19 protein-coding genes are annotated in these 16,165 nt (G+C 59.3%); all 19 read left to right on the top strand.

Annotated elements, in window-relative coordinates:
• Window positions 1-43: 43 nt before the first annotated feature.
• On the top strand, window positions 44-547 hold the full coding sequence (locus tag ALO80_RS03060) for a terminase small subunit (RefSeq protein ID WP_055007891.1): 504 nt from the start codon (window positions 44-46) through the stop codon (window positions 545-547).
• Complete coding sequence (locus ALO80_RS03055; protein ID WP_055007890.1) at window positions 547-2,232, top strand: terminase large subunit; 1,686 nt, start codon at window positions 547-549, stop codon at window positions 2,230-2,232. The genes ALO80_RS03060 and ALO80_RS03055 overlap by 1 nt, the downstream gene beginning before the upstream one ends.
• A 2-nt stretch (window positions 2,233-2,234) precedes the next feature.
• Window positions 2,235-3,452, top strand: coding sequence for a phage portal protein (locus ALO80_RS03050; protein WP_055007889.1), 1,218 nt, complete (start codon window positions 2,235-2,237; stop codon window positions 3,450-3,452).
• Window positions 3,436-4,080: an HK97 family phage prohead protease gene (locus tag ALO80_RS03045; protein ID WP_055007888.1), complete on the top strand. Its 645-nt coding sequence runs from the start codon at window positions 3,436-3,438 to the stop codon at window positions 4,078-4,080. The genes ALO80_RS03050 and ALO80_RS03045 overlap by 17 nt, the downstream gene beginning before the upstream one ends.
• Window positions 4,077-5,294: a phage major capsid protein gene (locus ALO80_RS03040; RefSeq protein ID WP_055007887.1), complete on the top strand. Its 1,218-nt coding sequence runs from the start codon at window positions 4,077-4,079 to the stop codon at window positions 5,292-5,294. Before ALO80_RS03045 ends, ALO80_RS03040 begins: the two co-directional genes overlap by 4 nt.
• 50 nt (window positions 5,295-5,344) lie before the next feature.
• Window positions 5,345-5,548, top strand: a complete 204-nt coding sequence (locus tag ALO80_RS03035) for a hypothetical protein (protein ID WP_055007886.1) — start codon at window positions 5,345-5,347, stop codon at window positions 5,546-5,548.
• A complete protein-coding gene (locus tag ALO80_RS03030) occupies window positions 5,549-5,848 on the top strand; it encodes a head-tail connector protein (RefSeq protein ID WP_055007885.1) in 300 nt (99 codons plus the stop codon). It abuts the gene before it with no gap.
• Window positions 5,848-6,168 carry a head-tail adaptor protein gene (locus ALO80_RS03025; protein WP_055007884.1) on the top strand — a complete coding sequence of 107 codons (321 nt, stop codon included), beginning with the start codon at window positions 5,848-5,850 and terminating at the stop codon, window positions 6,166-6,168. Before ALO80_RS03030 ends, ALO80_RS03025 begins: the two co-directional genes overlap by 1 nt.
• A gap of 9 nt (window positions 6,169-6,177) precedes the next feature.
• Window positions 6,178-6,342 carry a hypothetical protein gene (locus tag ALO80_RS31525; RefSeq protein WP_162839035.1) on the top strand — a complete coding sequence of 55 codons (165 nt, stop codon included), beginning with the start codon at window positions 6,178-6,180 and terminating at the stop codon, window positions 6,340-6,342.
• 3 nt (window positions 6,343-6,345) lie between these two features.
• Window positions 6,346-6,846, top strand: a complete 501-nt coding sequence (locus ALO80_RS03020; protein ID WP_055007883.1) for an HK97-gp10 family putative phage morphogenesis protein — start codon at window positions 6,346-6,348, stop codon at window positions 6,844-6,846.
• A complete protein-coding gene (locus ALO80_RS03015) occupies window positions 6,839-7,225 on the top strand; it encodes a DUF3168 domain-containing protein (RefSeq protein WP_055007882.1) in 387 nt (128 codons plus the stop codon). The genes ALO80_RS03020 and ALO80_RS03015 overlap by 8 nt, the downstream gene beginning before the upstream one ends.
• A 54-nt stretch (window positions 7,226-7,279) precedes the next feature.
• Window positions 7,280-7,774: a hypothetical protein gene (locus ALO80_RS03010; RefSeq protein WP_054987325.1), complete on the top strand. Its 495-nt coding sequence runs from the start codon at window positions 7,280-7,282 to the stop codon at window positions 7,772-7,774.
• An 11-nt stretch (window positions 7,775-7,785) separates the two neighbouring features.
• Complete coding sequence (locus ALO80_RS03005; RefSeq protein WP_055007881.1) at window positions 7,786-8,121, top strand: hypothetical protein; 336 nt, start codon at window positions 7,786-7,788, stop codon at window positions 8,119-8,121.
• A 65-nt stretch (window positions 8,122-8,186) separates the two neighbouring features.
• Entirely contained in the window at window positions 8,187-8,363 is a 177-nt protein-coding gene (locus ALO80_RS03000; RefSeq protein ID WP_235812440.1) for a hypothetical protein, read from the top strand.
• Between the two features lie 21 nt (window positions 8,364-8,384).
• Entirely contained in the window at window positions 8,385-11,765 is a 3,381-nt protein-coding gene (locus ALO80_RS02995) for a phage tail tape measure protein (protein WP_055007879.1), read from the top strand.
• Between the two features lie 21 nt (window positions 11,766-11,786).
• The gene (locus ALO80_RS02990; protein WP_055007878.1) at window positions 11,787-12,371 is read left to right on the top strand and encodes a hypothetical protein; all 585 of its coding nucleotides are present in this window, start codon (window positions 11,787-11,789) and stop codon (window positions 12,369-12,371) included.
• Window positions 12,371-12,973 carry a hypothetical protein gene (locus tag ALO80_RS02985; RefSeq protein ID WP_055007877.1) on the top strand — a complete coding sequence of 201 codons (603 nt, stop codon included), beginning with the start codon at window positions 12,371-12,373 and terminating at the stop codon, window positions 12,971-12,973. Before ALO80_RS02990 ends, ALO80_RS02985 begins: the two co-directional genes overlap by 1 nt.
• 2 nt (window positions 12,974-12,975) lie before the next feature.
• The gene (locus ALO80_RS02980; protein WP_055007876.1) at window positions 12,976-13,374 is read left to right on the top strand and encodes a DUF6950 family protein; all 399 of its coding nucleotides are present in this window, start codon (window positions 12,976-12,978) and stop codon (window positions 13,372-13,374) included.
• A partial coding sequence (locus tag ALO80_RS02975; protein WP_055007875.1) for a phage tail tip protein J-related protein occupies window positions 13,374-16,165 on the top strand: 2,792 nt, incomplete at its 3' end. The genes ALO80_RS02980 and ALO80_RS02975, both read left to right, overlap by 1 nt.

Raw genomic sequence — 16,165 nt, 5'->3', positions numbered from 1 at the left:
CGACCGCACGTACAGATTTTTTCCCGCTCAGGATTTTTTGTTAATGGCTTTAACACCCAAAAAACGCGCTTTCGTGAAGGCGGTGAGGGAAGGTGCGTCCAATAAAGACGCAGCCATAGCCGCCGGATGCCCCGAAAAGACTGCCTCTGCGGCGGGTTCGCGTCTCGCAAAAGATCCCGATGTGATCGCCGAGCTGCATAAACTGAACGCTCTGCACCCTGCCGAGGCGAATTTTAAAACTGTTAAAGGTGTTAAAGCTCCGGAGGGCGAGTCCGTGCCTTCTCAGGCTGGGCCGGAGGGCGAGGCGGAGCCTTTCGATTTGCGTCTTGCGTTGTCCCACCGTGACCCGAAAGATTTCCTTCTGGCCGTCATGAACGACTTTGGGCAGGAGCCGAAACTGCGAGTTGATGCTGCAAAGGCGCTGATGCCTTTCGTTCATCCGCGCAAAGGGGAGAGCGGCAAGAAGGAGGCGGCCAAGGACAAGGCCGCAGGTGCCGCCCAGGGCAAGTTCGGCGTGCGTAAAGGCCCGCTGTCGGTGGTGAAATAATGGAATGGTCAACCGCCTGTACAGATTGGGAGCAACGCATTGTTGCCCGCCAGAGCCTGATCCCGTTCGAACCACTATTTCATGATCAAGCGGCCGAAGCTTTAGAGGTCTTCGGCGGCCTGCGCATGGTGGATGCTACCGGCAGCCCTTTGATGTGCGAAACAGTCCGGCCTTGGGTGAATGAATTCGTCGCCGCGATATTCGGCGCATACGACCCGTACAGCGGTCGTCGGATGATCAGCGAATTCATGCTGCTGATCAGCAAGAAGAACGGCAAGTCGACCATTGCGGCCGGCATCATGCTTACGGCGCTTGTGCTGAACTGGCGCACCTCGGGCGAGTTCATCATCTTGGCACCGACCAAGGAAATTGCCGACAACTCCTACATCCCGATCCGGGACATGGTTAAAGCCGACGATGAGCTCAAGGACTTGTTCAAGGTGCAGGATCACCTGCGTACGGTTACTCATTACGAGACAGGTGCCACGCTGAAGGTTGTGGCGGCCGACAGCGAAACTGTCTCGGGCAAGAAAGCCATCGGCGTATTTATCGACGAGCTGTGGGTATTCGGCAAGCGAGCCAATGCCGAGGCAATGCTACGCGAGGCCACCGGCGGTCTGGCATCAAGACCAGAGGGTTTCATTATCTGGGCAACGACCCAGTCCGATGAGCCGCCTGCCGGCGTCTTCCGGCAGAAGCTGCTCTATGCCCGTCAGGTGCGCGACGGCGGGATTGTCGACAAGTCTTTCTTGCCGGTGCTCTACGAATTTCCGAAACACATGATCGACGCGGGCGCGCACCGCGACGTTAAAAACGCGTACATCACCAACCCGAATCTGGGCCTGTCGGTAGACGAGCCGTTCATTGAACGCGGCTTCACCCAGGCGCAGATCGACGGCGAAGAATCATTCCGTGGCTTTCTGGCCAAGCACCTAAATGTCGAGATTGGTCTGGCGCTGCGCTCGGATCGGTGGGCCGGTGCTGAGTTCTGGGAGGTGCAGGCCAAGCTGCCCGGCCTGACGCTGGATGATCTGATCGAGCGCTGCGAAGTGATCGATATCGGCATCGACGGTGGCGGGCTGGACGACTTACTTGGGTTTGCAGCAATCGGGCGTGACAAGCACACGCGCCAGTGGCTGTTGTGGACGCACGCCTGGGCTCACCCCTCGGTGCTCGAGCGCCGCAAGGGCGAGGCGCCACGGCTTCATGACTTCGCCAAAGAGTGCCATCTAACTATGGTTCAAGTCATCGGCGATGACCTTGAGGAAGTCGCGGACCTGGCGTCCCGCGTCGAGAAGGCCGGCCTGCTGGATCAGGTCGGCGTCGACCCGGCGGGCATTGGTGGTGTGCTTGATGCGCTGGTCGCCGCTGGCGTGCCGCAGGACAAGATCATTGGCATCTCGCAGGGCTGGAAGCTGGGCGGCGCGATCAAGACAACGGAGCGCAAGCTGGCCGAGGGCGGCCTGATCCACGGCGGCCAACCCATGATGGCCTGGTGCTGCGGCAATGCCAGGGTCGAGCCGCGTGGTAACTCGATCCTCATCACCAAGCAGGCTTCAGGCTCGGCCAAGATCGACCCGCTGATGGCCACCTTCAACGCGGTATCCCTTATGTCACTCAACCCCGAAAGCAAAGGCGGGATGGATGACTACTTAAACAACGGTTTCTTCGGACTTGTAGGCTGACTATGGCGTCTCATTGGTACAACCCGCTTTCCTGGCGGATGTTCGGCTATGAGGATCCGAAAACCGGCGACTATGTCGAAGTCGACATGACCGTCGGTGGCAAGGCGACCAAAGCCGGCGTGCGCATCACGCCGACGAAGGCGATGAACATCAGCATCGTTTGGGCTTGCGTGAAAATCCTGAGTGAAACCGTTTCAGGGCTGCCGCTCAAGCTCTACGACGACAAGGATGGCAAGCGGCAACTGGTGGCGCACAAGGACCGAGCCAGTCGCATCATGCGTAAGCCGAACCCTTTCATGACTCGCCTCAACTTCTTGAAGGCGGTTGTGGTGAACATGGCGTTGCGCGGCAACGCTTTTGCCATCATCGAGCGATCCAGCGGTGGCGATCCCATCGGTTTCACGCTGGTCTCTCCGGATGATGTGACCGTCGACACGCTCGAATCTCGCTTAATTTATTACGTGTCGCTCGATGGCAAGCGCGCCCCGGTTTCACCCGAGAACATGCTGCACTTCAAGTTGTTCAGCAGTGACGGGATCAACGGAATGTCGCCGGTCGAGCATCAGGCCGAAACCATTGGCCTGGCAAAGGCCGCGCACGACTGGTCCGCCCGCTTCATGCGCAAGGGTGGATTCACGGGTGGTTACGTCATCTACGACGGGTTCCTGACTGCTGAGCAGCAGGCTCAGGTGATGAACAAGTTTCCCGACGTTCGCAAGGCCGACACCGAGGATCTGGGCAAGATGGCCATCCTGCAGGGCGGCCCGAAAATCGTGCCTGCTGGCCTGACCCAGAAAGACAGCCAGTTCATCGAATCCCAGCAGTTCCAAGAAGAAGCCTTGGCGGGCATCTGGGGCGTTCCGCTTTATCTGGCCAACCGTGCCAGCAAGACCTCGATCATGGGCTCCAATCTGGAACAGCAAACCAGTGGGTTCGTGACGTTTGGCTTGAAGCCTTACTTGGATGCCATCGAAGACGAGTTCAACGACAAGCTTTACGGCGATACAGATCGATTCGTCGAGTTTGTCGTCGAGGGACTGCTGCGCGCTGATAGCGCCGCCCGTGCGACGTACTTCGGAAGCGCCCTAGGCGGCTCCGGCGGTTCGGGCTGGATGACCATTAACGAAGTCCGTGAAAAGGAAAACCTGCCGCCACTGGCGGGGGATGAATATAACCGGGTCACTCGGTGGGAGACGCAGGGCAATGCTGACAAAAATTGAAGTGCCCTTCGAGGTCAAGGCCGTCGATGACGCTGGCAACTTCGAAGGCTATGCCGCGGTGTTCAATAACGTAGACCTGGGCGATGACGTAATCCTGCCGGGCGCATTTACGAAGGTAAAGACGACCCGTGCCGGGCGCCTGAAGCTGGCGCTTTTCCACGACCTAACGCGGTTGGTGGGCTCGGCCGACTTTACCCAGGATGCGCACGGCCTGTACCTCAAAGGCAAGGTGAACCTGGGTGTGAGCTACGCGCGCGACGCTTACGAGCTGATGAAGGAGGGCACGCTGGACAGTATGTCCATCGGCTTCAACACGATCCTGGCTGCGTATGAAGAGCGTGAGGGTCGGAGCATTCGCATTATCAAGCAGGCGGAACTCTGGGAGGCCTCGTTGGTGCCATTCGGCATGAACCCCGAGGCGACCATTACCGACGTGAAGTCGGACATCAGACTTTTTGAGAAGGCCCTGCGCGATCGCATGGGCCTTTCGCAAAAGGAAGCGGCAGCCGTCGCTTCGCTCGGCTATTCCGCCGTGCACCGTGAGGGTGACACAGCGGCCACGGTGATCGTGGATGAGCTGAAACAACTTTCAACACTGTTCACCCATCATTTTGGAGATTCGCAATGAGCGAAGTGAAAGAGCTGCGCGATTCCCTGGACAAGCAACTTAAAGACGGCTTCCAGGGCCTGCAGCAAAAATACGACCACGTCACTGAAGAGTTGCAGAAAGGCAACACCGTGACGCTGGAAATGAAGTCCAAGATCGAAAACCAGAAAGGCGAACTGGAGCGCGTCATCGAGCAAGTGCAGAAGCTCGAGGAAAAGGGCATCCAGCTGCGCAGCCAGGGCGGTGAGAAGAAAAGCTTCATCGACCTCGTCAAGGGCAACGACGCCTACAAGTCGCTGCAGCAGAAGAACCAGAATCAGGCGGAAATCGAGGTCACCAAGTCGGATATGGCTTCCATGTCCGAGACCAAGCTGACCAGCGCTGGCCTGGTGCCGACGCAGTGGGACCCTGTTATTCAGGATCGTCCGCGCCAGGAGCTGGTGATTCGCGACCTGATCCCGACCACGCCCGTGACCGGTCAGAGCTACAGCTATTTCCTTGAGAAACTGCATACCCGTGGCGCTGGCATGGTGGCGGAAGGCGCGGCCAAGCCTTCCAGCGATGTCACTTTCGAACAGAAGACCGACAACGTCCGCAAGATCGCTGTATGGATGCCGGTAACCGACGAGGCTCTGGACGATATCCCGCAGCTGTACAGCTACATTCAGGAGCTGCTGCGCTACGACTTGAAGCTCAAGGAAGAGGGGCAGATCCTCAAGGGTGACGGCGCTGGCAATAACCTGAACGGCATCATGACCCAGGCCAGCGCCTTCAATGCGAAGCTCAGCCAAACCGGTGACACTGCGATCGACACCGTGCGCCGTTCCATCTATCAGGTGCGCAAGCAGTCTCAGCGTGCTGCTGATGCCGTGGTCATGACTGACCTTGACTGGATGAACATCGAGCTGTTGAAGGATGCCGACAACCGCTACCTGTTCGCCAACCTGCAGGGGCTTGTCACTCCTATCCTGTGGGGCCGCCCAGTGGTGGTGTCCGACAGCATGGACGAGGGCACCCCGGCTGCCGACGGTACTGCCGCTACCGGTGGTGAATTCCTCGTCGGCTCATTCGCCCAAGGCGCGCGCCTGTACGACCGCATGGCGTACACCGTGAAGGTAGGTTGGATCAATGACGACTTCGTGAAGAACCAGCGTGTCGTGCTGGTAGAAGAGCGTCTTGGCCTGGCCGTTCGCCGCCCTTACGCGTTCGTGAAGGGCCGCTTTGCAGTCAAGTGATCGAACCCATCCGCTCGGGGCCTCAAGGCCCCTTTTTTTCGAGGTACGTTATGAAAATTCGCACCCTGTGGGGGTTTGAAGGCAATGCGGCCAAGCTGGGCGCAGAGAGCGATCGTGTACGCGCAGGCATGGTGTTCGATGAGGCTGACGACGAATATGCCCACATACTGATCGGCAAGGGCCTGGCAGAAGAGGTTGACGGCAAAACCGCGCCCAAGACCAACAAGCAGGCCAAGCCCGAAGAGAACAAGTAAATGATCGAGCTATCCCTGGTGAAAACGCACCTGCGTGTTGACCACATCGAAGAGGACGTTCTGATTCAGGGGTACATCGACGCGGCGCTGGCGCATGTCGAACAGCATTGTGACCGGGTGCTGGTGGAAGTCGACCCTGTGCTGCCTGAACAAATGACCCTCACCAAGGACATCCGTCAGGCAGTACTTCTGCTGGTGGGCCATTGGTACGCAAACCGTGAGGCTGTCGTGATCGGCACCATCACCGCTGAGGTTCCATTGGCCGTTGACCGCCTGCTTTGGTACAGGAAGCGTTTCTGATGAGAGCTGGCCCACTGCGACACCGTCCTACGCTCTACAAGCCTGTGCGGGTCAAGAATCGAACCGGTGGTTTTGACGACGCCTGGATAGAGTCGGGCCAGCTTTGGGCTGAGTTCACTCTGCCTACCGGCCGCATCGAGGCCGTTGCTGAAAAGCTTGCAGCGGTGGTTACCGCGGAAGTCCGGGTAAGGCCTCGGCCGGATCTGGTTGCGGGCTGCCGTCTGGTGAACAAGGGCGTCACCTATCTGATCGTGGCTGCACTGCCAGACAATGAGCTTTCAATGCTTCGTCTGCTCTGCACCAACGTACCCAACCCTTGAGGAAATCCCATGAAAGTAAAAGCGATTGCTAACTTCTCCGGTGCCGTAGGCGACCAGGCTGAAGGCGATGAATTCAGCGTCGACGCTGCCAGGGCAAAGTCTCTGATTGAGCGCGGCCTGGTCGAAGAGGTCAAGGACGCTCCGGTGCCGAAAGCCGACAAGGCAAAGGAGTAGCTCATGGCTCGCCGGTCCCGTATGTCCGGTGACTTCAAGCTACGCCGGACGCTGCGCAACATTCATAAGACCATGGATAACGAGCTGCGCCCGGCTATGCAGGAAGCTGCCAACAAGATTCTGGCCACCATGAAGTCAACTATCCCTCGGGACACGGGCGAAGCGGCTGGTGCCCTGAAGGCGTTTGTCTCCAAGAGTGGTCTGGATGCAGAGATCGGCATTCGTGGCAAGAAGGACAATCGCCGATTTTTTTACCTGCGTTTTCTGGAATACGGCACCAAGGGGTATGACGGGACAAAGCGATCGGGAAACCGTAGCCGCTCTGTTGAGAACAAGTCGGACGGTGCCCATTTCTTCGGCAAGTACCCTAGCATTCCGGCGCTGCCAGCTCATCCCTGGTTGCGGCCATCGCTGGACGTGAACCGGGAGGTGGTGCTGGCGGACATTCGCACCGCTGTGAATCGAACGCTGAAGAAGGCCAGTCAGGGAGCAAATGATGGCTGATCCGTCCGTTGCCCTGCAGGTAGCACTTTTCGAGAGGCTACAGGCCGAGGTGTCCTGCCCCATCTACGATGGTGCACCGCTTGACACGCCTATGCCGTATGTCTCCATCGACCGCGAAATCTCGACCAACATCAGCCCTATCGCCGGGCGCAAGCGTCAGCAGCGCCTGCTCTACCTTACCGTCTGGTCGGATGCTCATGGACAGGCCGAGGTCAAGCGGATCAACGCTGAAGTCACTGCCGCGCTTGATGAGCGACCCCTGCCACTGGAAGTTGGTAGGGCAGTGTCTGTTCGTGTCGAACGTGCCGACTCACAGCGTGATGCCGACGGCGTCACGTACATGGGCGCTATCACCGTCCGCGTCATCACCACCCACTGATTCAACATCTGCCGCCTCGCGGCTTTATCCAATGTGCCTTTTGGAGGATTTTCCATGGCCGACAATCTGAACACCGCCGCAGGGTGCCGACTTGGCCTCGGCACCAAGACCGGCGCTGACACCGAAGCCGACTACAAAAAAGACGTGTACGTCGACGTCGGTGAAATCGAAGACCTGGGCGAGTTCGGCGATACCTTCAGTTCGGTGACCTTCACGTCGCTGAAGGATGGCCGCGTGCGCAAATACAAGGGCACTGCTGACGCTGGCGACATGACGCTGACTGTCGGCCTGGACAACGGCGACGCGGGACAGAAAGCCGTCAAGGTTGCCCACAAGGACCGTTCCAAGGGCGATTACAACATCAAGGTCACGCTGAACGACGGTGACGCGACAGCAACGCCTGCCGTGCTGCCGACCACCTTCTACTTCCGTGTGAAGGTGATGAACAACACCGTTGCGCCTGGTGCCGCGGACAACGTCGTGCGCCGCAACATCACCATGGGCATCAACTCCGATGTCCTCGAAATTGCTGCCGGCCCTGCCGCCTGATCGGGTGAACCATGAGCAAGACATTGCACGGCAACATCGACCTTGTCATTGGCGGGGCTACCTATCAACTACGGCCAACCCTCGCCGCCGTCCGTGCTATCGAGACCCGCTTCGGCGGGCTCCGAGGTGCAGCCAGCGCGCTGCATCAGGTCAGCGTGGACGGCGCAGCGCTGATCATCGCTGCTGGTGCCAACCTGACTGAAAAGCAGGTGGAGGGGCTGGCCGAGGCGGTATGGCAGGAGGGCGTAGCAGCGATGATTCCGCAGCTCAACGATTACCTGGCAGCCCTGTACAACCCGCGCGGTGGTGAGCCGGGAAAGGAGCAGCCGACGGTGTCAGCGCCGTAGAGGCGGGGAGCTACGTCGATCGGCTTTACGCGGTGGCCACCGGCTGGCTCGGTTGGTCACCGCAAGTGGCGTGGCATACCTCGCTGCCCGAACTGTTCCTCGCCATGGACGCGAAGATCGAGTGGGCGCGCATTACCAGTCCATTCCCCAGCAGCAACCACTCCCACCCTCAATCCAAACCCAAACCGACGACCGTCGCGCAGAAGCTGCGGATGGCGCTTACCGGCAAGGGCAGCACATAACGTTTTCCCGGAGTACTACTCGTGGCCGATACCGACGTCCAAGGCATGCTGGTCCGCATCGAAGCGACAACGGCGCAGCTGCGACAGGAGCTGACTCGCTCGGAAGGGGCGGTGTCCAGCACTGCTCATAACATCGATCAGAGCCTGGGACAGATCGATAACGCTTTCGACCGAGTGAACGCCAGCGCCCAGACGGTGGGCCGTGCGGTCACATCGGTGTTCGACCAGATTGGCGCTGGAAACCTGGCTGCAGCGGGCTCTATCGCAGGGTTGGTGGCGCTGACCACCAGCACGATTGATTACGCGAACGAGGTCAAGAACCTTTCTGCGCTATCGAACGCCACGGTCGAAGACTTCCAGCGCATGGCCTATGGCGCAAGAACTGTCGGCGTTGAGCAGGACAAGCTCGGCGACATCCTGAAGGACACCAATGACCGCGTCGGTGAGTTTATCCAGCGCGGTGGCGGCGAGATGGCCGACTTTTTTAAAGAGATCGCGCCCAAGATCGGGGTCACCGCTGGCCAGTTCGCCAATCTGTCCGGGCCGCAAGCCTTACAGCTTTACTATACCTCGCTCGAAAAGGCCGGACTGAATCAACAGCAACTCACGACCTACATGGAGGCGATGGCTGACGAAACCACGGCATTGATTCCACTGCTGCGCAATAACGGCAAAGGTTTCAAAGAGTGGGGTGATCAAGCTGATCGCGCTGGCACTGTCATTTCCGGATTCAACATTGACCGCTTGGTTGCTGCGGGGCAGGCCATTTCCGGGCTGAAGGCCTCATTCTCCGGGGCTGCGAACCAGATCACCATTGGACTGCTGCCAGGCATCGAGAGCGTCACCAAGGGGCTTCAGGAGCTGCGCGACAACGGCGGCGCTCAGCGCCTGGGCGAGACGATCAGTTTTCTGGCCGAGAACGTGGATGTACTGGTTGCAGCGCTAGGCGGCAAGATGGCGGCGGCGTTCGCTAAGTTCGCCATCGATGCTGTGGCATCGTCTGTGGCAGCTACAAAAGCGACGCTCACCAACATTGCCACCACCAAGGCTTCTGCTATTGCCAAGGCCGAGGAAACGGCGGCGTCAGCAGCGTCAGCTGCGGCCAAGCTGCGCGAATCAGTTGCGGCGTACTCTGCTGCTCAGGCGGTGGAAGCGGAAACAATCGCGCGGCTCGCCCAGGTGCAGGCCGCACGCCAGGCGCTCGCCTATCAGGCCCGCTTGGCCGTGGGCACGGCGGAGGAGGCTCGATACACCGCGGCCCTGGCAGCAATGGACGCCGAGTTGGCGGCTGCCAAGACGGCGGCCGCTGCAGCTACCCAGCGCCTGACAATCGCTACTGCGGCATCTTCCTCAGCGATGGCGCGCGACACTGCCGCCACAACCGCCAACGCAGCGGCCCAGGCCCAGGCCGCAGCAGCCAAGAATGTGCTGGCACGGGCTAGCTCGTCCCTGCTTGCAATGCTGGGTGGTCCCGCTGGGGTAGCAGCGCTGGCTATCGGTGTCGGCGTGGCGTTCTTGGCCATGCGGGATAACACCGTTGCGGTGACCAGCAGCCTGGACGCATTGAAGCGACCACTCAAGGAAATCCGTGAAGAGTTTCAAAAACTCACGCGAGACCAGCAGGGCGCGGAGCTCGTTAAGATTTCCAAAGAGCAAGAGGGAGCGGTCGCGGCGGCGGATGACGCTTATAAGGAATTTAAGAAGACAGTGCGGCAGGGTCTCGGCTCAACTGTAGGTATGCGCGTCGAAGCCGAGTTCGACGCCGCTCGAGCTTCGGGCCAGCAGCTATCTACGGTTGTGGATGATCTGGCGAAGCGGTTCCCTATTCCAGAAAACGGCCTTAGATCCATTCGTGAAACCGCTGGCGCATACAGCACTGCCGAGCAGGCTGCTGCGAAGTTGACCCAGACTCAGGCTGCCTTGGCCAAGGACATCGCGGGTACCGCCGAGGCCACCAAGGAAAAAAGCGAAACCGATATCGCGGCCGAGAACGCCGGCAAGAACTATCAGCAAACGATCGAAAAGCAAATTCACTCGCTCAAGGACAAGACTAAACTCGAGGAAGCTGACCGGTTCATAACCGAAAACAAGATTGATCCGCAGAGCGCGCTCGCCAAACAGATTCGCGATACCGCCAAGGCCTACGACACCCAGAAGGACGCGGACAAGTCTGCGACCGAGGCAGCGCAAAAAAGTAAGGAAGCCCATAACAAGCTCGAGCAGCAGCTCAAGACCGCTGCTGATGCCTACGCCAAGCTCAAGGAAAGCTTCGATCCGGTCAGCGCGGCGGCGGATGAGCAGATGAAAAAAACCGAGGAACTGCGGCTGCTTTACAAGGCCGGGAAGATTTCCACGGAAGAGTACGGCCAAGGCCTGCAATGGCTGAAACAGCAGTATGACCAGACCGTAGCGTCCGCCGGCGGAATGGCTGAAGCCATGAAGTACGAGGCCGACCTGCAGCGCCAGCTCGCTATTGCTACCGCGTCTTATGAACAGACTGCAGCAGCGGTCGGCATGGGTAGCAAGGACGCGGAGCGCGCGCAGGCCCGCCTATCGCTGGAGCAGGACACCAACAACAAGGTACTGGCTTTGCGCACCGAGCTGGCAACCGCCACCACGGACAAGCAACGCCAGGCACTGGAAACGCAGATCGCGCTTACTGAGCAATACGGTGCCAGGCAAGCGCAAGTCATGCAGGACGGCTGGAAAAAGGTGGATCAGGCGCAAGGCGACTGGTCGAAGGGTGCGAGCGCTGCGTGGCAGAACTACCGGGACGACGTTGCCAATATCGCCGGACAGACCCAGTCGCTCATTTCTGACGCTTTCGACGGGGCCGAGGATGTTCTGACCGAGTTTGTCAAAACCGGGAAGCTGTCGTTCAAAAGCCTGGCTGATTCCATCGTTGATGACTTGATCCGCATCCAGGTGCGTAAGGCGTTGGTCGGTGCCGTGTCATCTTTTGCCAGCAGTGGCTTGGGATCGGGTATCGCTTCGGTGTTTCAGGCTGATGGCGGTGTCTGGGATCGAGGCGTACAAAAGTTCGCCAAGGGCGCTGCCTTCACCAATTCCATCGTCAACACCCCGACGCTTTTCGGTATGGCGGGCGGTAAGACTGGTATGGCGGGCGAGGCAGGGCCGGAGGCGATCATGCCTCTAACGCGCGCTGCCGACGGTTCGCTGGGCGTCCGCATGGTAGGCGGTAACGCAGGTGGCGGTAGTACGGCTACAACGTCGACCGCGCTGGGCAGTGTTACCCAACACTTCACCTTCCAGGGCAACGCTGACGCAGTATCGAGGGCCGAGGTCAGGCGCGCTGCGCAGGAGGGCGCACAGGCGGCATATCAAATGGTGCTTAACGATTTCAAAACCAACGGGCCCGCCCGGCAACTGATCAACCGCTGAGTACCAGCATAAGGAGGCGTCATGGCGCTTGATTGGCCTGAATCGCTTGAGCCGTCGCAAACAACATGGGGTGTCACTTACAACAACCGCGCATTCACTTCCATTCTGTCGAACTCGCAACAAATTCTTGGCTACCCCGGCGCGTACTGGCTTTGCACGATGACCTTCGGCGTGTTGTTCGATGAGGATGAGCGGGAGCTCACCTCGTTAATTGGGCGGCTGCAGGGTATGTACGGAACGGTGAACATTCCTGCATTCACTCGAACTCGGCAGGACGACATCGGTGCTGCGGTAGTGGTGTCAGGCTTTTCGCAAGCCACTTTTATGACCATTGGCGGCGTGATACCCAGCGCCAAGGTGTTTTCAATGGGTGACTACATCACTGTCGGCGGTGAGATGTTCGAGGTGGTGCAAGACGCCAAGTCGGCAGCAGATGGGAAAGTGCAGGTTTCGCTCAACAAGCGAATTCGAAAGACCCTCACGGTAGGCGCGCATGTGGAGTACCGCAACCCCTACTCGGAGATGCGCCGTTTAGACGATACCCATCAGGTGGTTCAGGACCCGCTGGTATCAAACAGCACCTTGCAATTCAGGGAGGCATTCTGATGCCCTCAGCTTTCCCTTTCAGCCAGAAGGTGGTGGATATCATCGCCACTGGCAAATTCATGCCGGTGTACGCCGTGCAGTTGGACTTCGAAGACGGCATGGTTTTCGCCCACACCGGAACCGGTGAGCTGGTCGTCGACGGTATCACCTACGAAGGAGTGGGCAATTTCGGCCAGGTCAGCCAGTCGAAAGAGAGTGACAACTCAGGTTCGCCCATGTCGGTGGATCTGACGCTGAGCGGGCTGGACTCCTACATCCTTTCCGAAACCAACGTGCGTGGTTGTCGGGGCCGAATGGCTAAGGTCATTTTCGTGGTGTTCGACGAGGCTGGTAACTACGCCGCCGACATCCTGTTTTCCGGGCGGATGGACGCCGCCAAATTCTCGTTCGCGGGCAATGGCCAGGAAGGCAACACCATCACCGTTCCGGTCATCGACCGCATGGCCGAGTGGAGCCGCACCGGCACCGAGCGCTGGACGGACGAAAACCACCGCGCCCGGCACCAGGGCGACCGCTTCTTCTACGCAATCGCGCAAATGTCCGAATGGCCCATCTACTGGGGGTCTGCCAAGGATGCGCCGACCTTCAACTACGGAAGTTAGATATGCGCCATCGAGACTGGACTACGCGTCTGAACGACGTGATCAAGGCTGCCCAAGGGCGGCCTTTTTCATGGGGCGAATTCGACTGTTGCCTGTTCGCCGCCGACTGCTCGAGCGCCGTGTGCGGTGTCGACCCAGCAGAGCAATACCGAGGCTCCTACAAGACCGAGGCGGGTGCCAAGCGTGCGCTGAAAAAGCGTCACGGCAGCCTCGCAGCTGCATGGGATGCCTGCTTTGCAAGGGTTGCCGTTCCGTTCATCCAGCGCGGCGATGTCGTGATGTACGAAGCACCGGCAGGTCGCAGCATGGCTGTGTTCTGGGCGGGTGATTACTGGGCAACGACCGATGACGGCGTTGCTCGAGTTGTGTGTGAGCCGATCGCGGCGTGGAGGGTTGAGTAATGCCAAGTGGCGTAAAGAAAATTGCTCAGGTCGCCGTCGGCGCTGTGATTGGCTTCGTGCAAGGCGGCCCGGTGGGCGCTGCTATCGGCGCTGGCCTTGCCTTCTACGCGGCATCACAGCAGGAGAAGCTCAACACCAAATCACCGTTGCGTGATAACGAGCCGTCCGCCCAGACCGTGAGGTCGTCGAAAGCGCCTATCCGATTCATCCTCGGCCGTGTGTCCACTGGTGGTGTGCTGGTCTGGGCGCAGGAGCAGTCCGGCACCCTCACAGAGGGGGAGCAAATTCACCTTGTGTACGTGCTGTGTGAGGGCGCTATCGACGGGTTAGAGAACATCTACCTCGGCGAGGAAGAGATTGGCTCGTTCGGCGAGTTCGCCAGCTATGAGCTGATCGTCAACCCGACAGAGGTGAACGCATTCCTCAAGGCCAACTGCCAGGACTGGAAGGACAGCCAGATCGGGCGCGGCCTGTCGTACGTGCGAATTACCCTGAAGTACAACGCCGAGAAGTTCCCGTCTGGCATCCCTGACACCCGCTTTGTGATCCGTGGCCGGAATGACATTTACGACCCGCGTACCGGTAACAACATCTACACCGCGAACACCGCGCTGCACATTCTCTGGTTCCTGCGTAACCGCTGCAACGTTCCGGACGACGAGATAATTTTTGAGACCTTCGCGAGTGCGGCCAACGTCTGCGACGAAGCCCTGACCAATGCCGACGGCTCAGTCAGCCAGCGCTACCGAACCTCCTGCGTGATTGGTGCTGACGAGCAGCGTCCGGGTGTGCTGCAGAAACTGGAAGCGTCATGCGCCGGCAAGCTGATCCGCGTCGGCGGCCGCTGGATGCTCCAGGCGGGCGCCTATTACGGCCCGTATGACTTTGAGATCACCGAAGACATGATCATCGGCACCGTGTCCGGCAGCACTGAGTCGACGAACGATTCCGCCATCAACACCGTGCGCGGCACGTTCATCGATCCTGAACAGTCCTGGACCGAGACGGATTACCCCGAGGTCAGCGTTTCCGAATGGATTCTTGAAGACGGCGGCGAAGCTGCTGAGACGATGACGTTCTCGTATGTGACCGACGCGTATCAGCCGCAGCGCTTGGCGAACATCTCCCTGCGCCAGCGCCGGGCTGGCGGGGCAATCACCCTGCCGATGAACTTCTCAGGCTACAACTGCCGGCCAGGTCGCGTCGTTCGCGTGAACCTGCCATCACTGAACATCCTTGGCGAGTTCATCGTCTCTGACTGGTCGATGGGCGACAACGAAGGCTGCACTGTTCAGGTCAAGCAATACGAGGCGGCAATCTTTGATGACGCCGTGGGCCAGCCTTACAACCCGCTGGGCTTCATCAACCTGCCAAGCGGCGGGCTTGGTTCGCCCACCGGTCTTGCATGGTCGGCTGGCGATGCTGCTGAGGTGGTGCAGGGCGTTCTGTCGTGGGTTCCGCCGCAGGGCATCGTCACCTCGTACGTGGTAACGGTTCGCCAGGGCGGCGGTGTCGCGCAGTCACGCTCGGTGCCCGCGACAGCCAACACGCTTGCCATCAACGGATTGGCGTCAGGCACATACACAATGAGTGTGGCTGCTCTTGGGCCTATGGCTCGTTCCGGAGAGGCCTCGATATCGGTAAGCATCCAGGGGCCTCCTATCCCTGAGTCGTGCGTGGTGCAGTCCTCGATCGACAGTATCGTGCTGATTCCGCAGAACCCCAATCACGGGCTGAACGGCGGCACATACGAGTATTTTTTCAGTACCAACCCCAATGCCACATCTGGCACGGCGCAGTATCTGGGGCAGGGGCTGTCTTTCACTCATAACGACTTGGCCTTCTACACGAACTATTACTACTTCATCCGCTCGACCAACGCATACGGGAAGAGCGCCTTCCTCTATGTTCCGGCATCGACGTCGAACGATGTGTCGGCTTATCTGGCTGCTTTTGCCGGGAAGGTCACGAAGACAGAGCTCGGGCAGGAGTTGCTGGAGGAAATCGAACTGATCTCTGGCGACGGCCCCGGCTCTGTTAATGAGCGCCTGGGCGAGCTGAAGGCTGAGATTGGCGAAATCACTGATGCGCTGGTCTACGTGCCGACTGACGCCTACGTGCGCGACAACACTGTGCGCGTGGGCGACAACCTCTGGACGGCGATTGCGGCGGTGCCAGCGGCTGCCAACGGTTCCAATGGTCCACCGAACCCAGCGTACTGGGTCAACACGGGGCAGTCGATTCGGTTAGCCAACGCCCAGGCTGATCAGGTCTCCAAGAATACAGCCAACATCGAGACGGTGAACGGCAAGACTGCCGCGACAGCAGCCCAGCTCCAAGCGGTTCAGGCTCAGTATCGTTCCGACAGCGGCGAGGGCGATCTGCTCGACGCGATTCGAAGCTGGGACAGCGCGGCTAGCGCTGCAACAGAAATGAAGGTCAGGGCGGAAGAGGATTTTGCACAGGCCCAGCGCACGACGTCACTCCAAGCGAGAGTTGGTACCAACGAGTCGAAAATCAGCATTGTAGAAACTGCGCAAGCGACGGACAGGGAGGCTACTGCTCAGCAGATCATGAACCTGACGGCGACGGTTACCACGAACCAGTCAACGGTTCAGGCTGCCATTCAATCGGAATCGACCGCTCGATCAGATGGTTATACAGCTCTTGGAAAGCGTGTGGATACAGTTCAATCCACCGCAAACGGGGCGTCAGCTCAGGCCCAGACAGCCAGCACTGCTGTTTCAGGTCTCAATGGAAAGGTCTCCGCACTCACAACCATAAAGACGTC

Source organism: Pseudomonas caricapapayae (assembly GCF_001400735.1).
Taxonomy (GTDB): domain Bacteria; phylum Pseudomonadota; class Gammaproteobacteria; order Pseudomonadales; family Pseudomonadaceae; genus Aquipseudomonas; species Aquipseudomonas caricapapayae.
Note: the sequence above shows the minus strand (reverse complement) of the source record. Positions and strands in the feature narration are given on the sequence as shown.

Coding starts and splice junctions, on each gene's coding strand:
- ALO80_RS03060 (WP_055007891.1), top strand. CDS start 44: ATGGCTTTAACACCCAAAAAACGCGCTTTCGTGAAGGCGGTGAGGGAA.
- ALO80_RS03055 (WP_055007890.1), top strand. CDS start 547: ATGGAATGGTCAACCGCCTGTACAGATTGGGAGCAACGCATTGTTGCC.
- ALO80_RS03050 (WP_055007889.1), top strand. CDS start 2,235: ATGGCGTCTCATTGGTACAACCCGCTTTCCTGGCGGATGTTCGGCTAT.
- ALO80_RS03045 (WP_055007888.1), top strand. CDS start 3,436: ATGCTGACAAAAATTGAAGTGCCCTTCGAGGTCAAGGCCGTCGATGAC.
- ALO80_RS03040 (WP_055007887.1), top strand. CDS start 4,077: ATGAGCGAAGTGAAAGAGCTGCGCGATTCCCTGGACAAGCAACTTAAA.
- ALO80_RS03035 (WP_055007886.1), top strand. CDS start 5,345: ATGAAAATTCGCACCCTGTGGGGGTTTGAAGGCAATGCGGCCAAGCTG.
- ALO80_RS03030 (WP_055007885.1), top strand. CDS start 5,549: ATGATCGAGCTATCCCTGGTGAAAACGCACCTGCGTGTTGACCACATC.
- ALO80_RS03025 (WP_055007884.1), top strand. CDS start 5,848: ATGAGAGCTGGCCCACTGCGACACCGTCCTACGCTCTACAAGCCTGTG.
- ALO80_RS31525 (WP_162839035.1), top strand. CDS start 6,178: ATGAAAGTAAAAGCGATTGCTAACTTCTCCGGTGCCGTAGGCGACCAG.
- ALO80_RS03020 (WP_055007883.1), top strand. CDS start 6,346: ATGGCTCGCCGGTCCCGTATGTCCGGTGACTTCAAGCTACGCCGGACG.
- ALO80_RS03015 (WP_055007882.1), top strand. CDS start 6,839: ATGGCTGATCCGTCCGTTGCCCTGCAGGTAGCACTTTTCGAGAGGCTA.
- ALO80_RS03010 (WP_054987325.1), top strand. CDS start 7,280: ATGGCCGACAATCTGAACACCGCCGCAGGGTGCCGACTTGGCCTCGGC.
- ALO80_RS03005 (WP_055007881.1), top strand. CDS start 7,786: ATGAGCAAGACATTGCACGGCAACATCGACCTTGTCATTGGCGGGGCT.
- ALO80_RS02990 (WP_055007878.1), top strand. CDS start 11,787: ATGGCGCTTGATTGGCCTGAATCGCTTGAGCCGTCGCAAACAACATGG.
- ALO80_RS02985 (WP_055007877.1), top strand. CDS start 12,371: ATGCCCTCAGCTTTCCCTTTCAGCCAGAAGGTGGTGGATATCATCGCC.
- ALO80_RS02980 (WP_055007876.1), top strand. CDS start 12,976: ATGCGCCATCGAGACTGGACTACGCGTCTGAACGACGTGATCAAGGCT.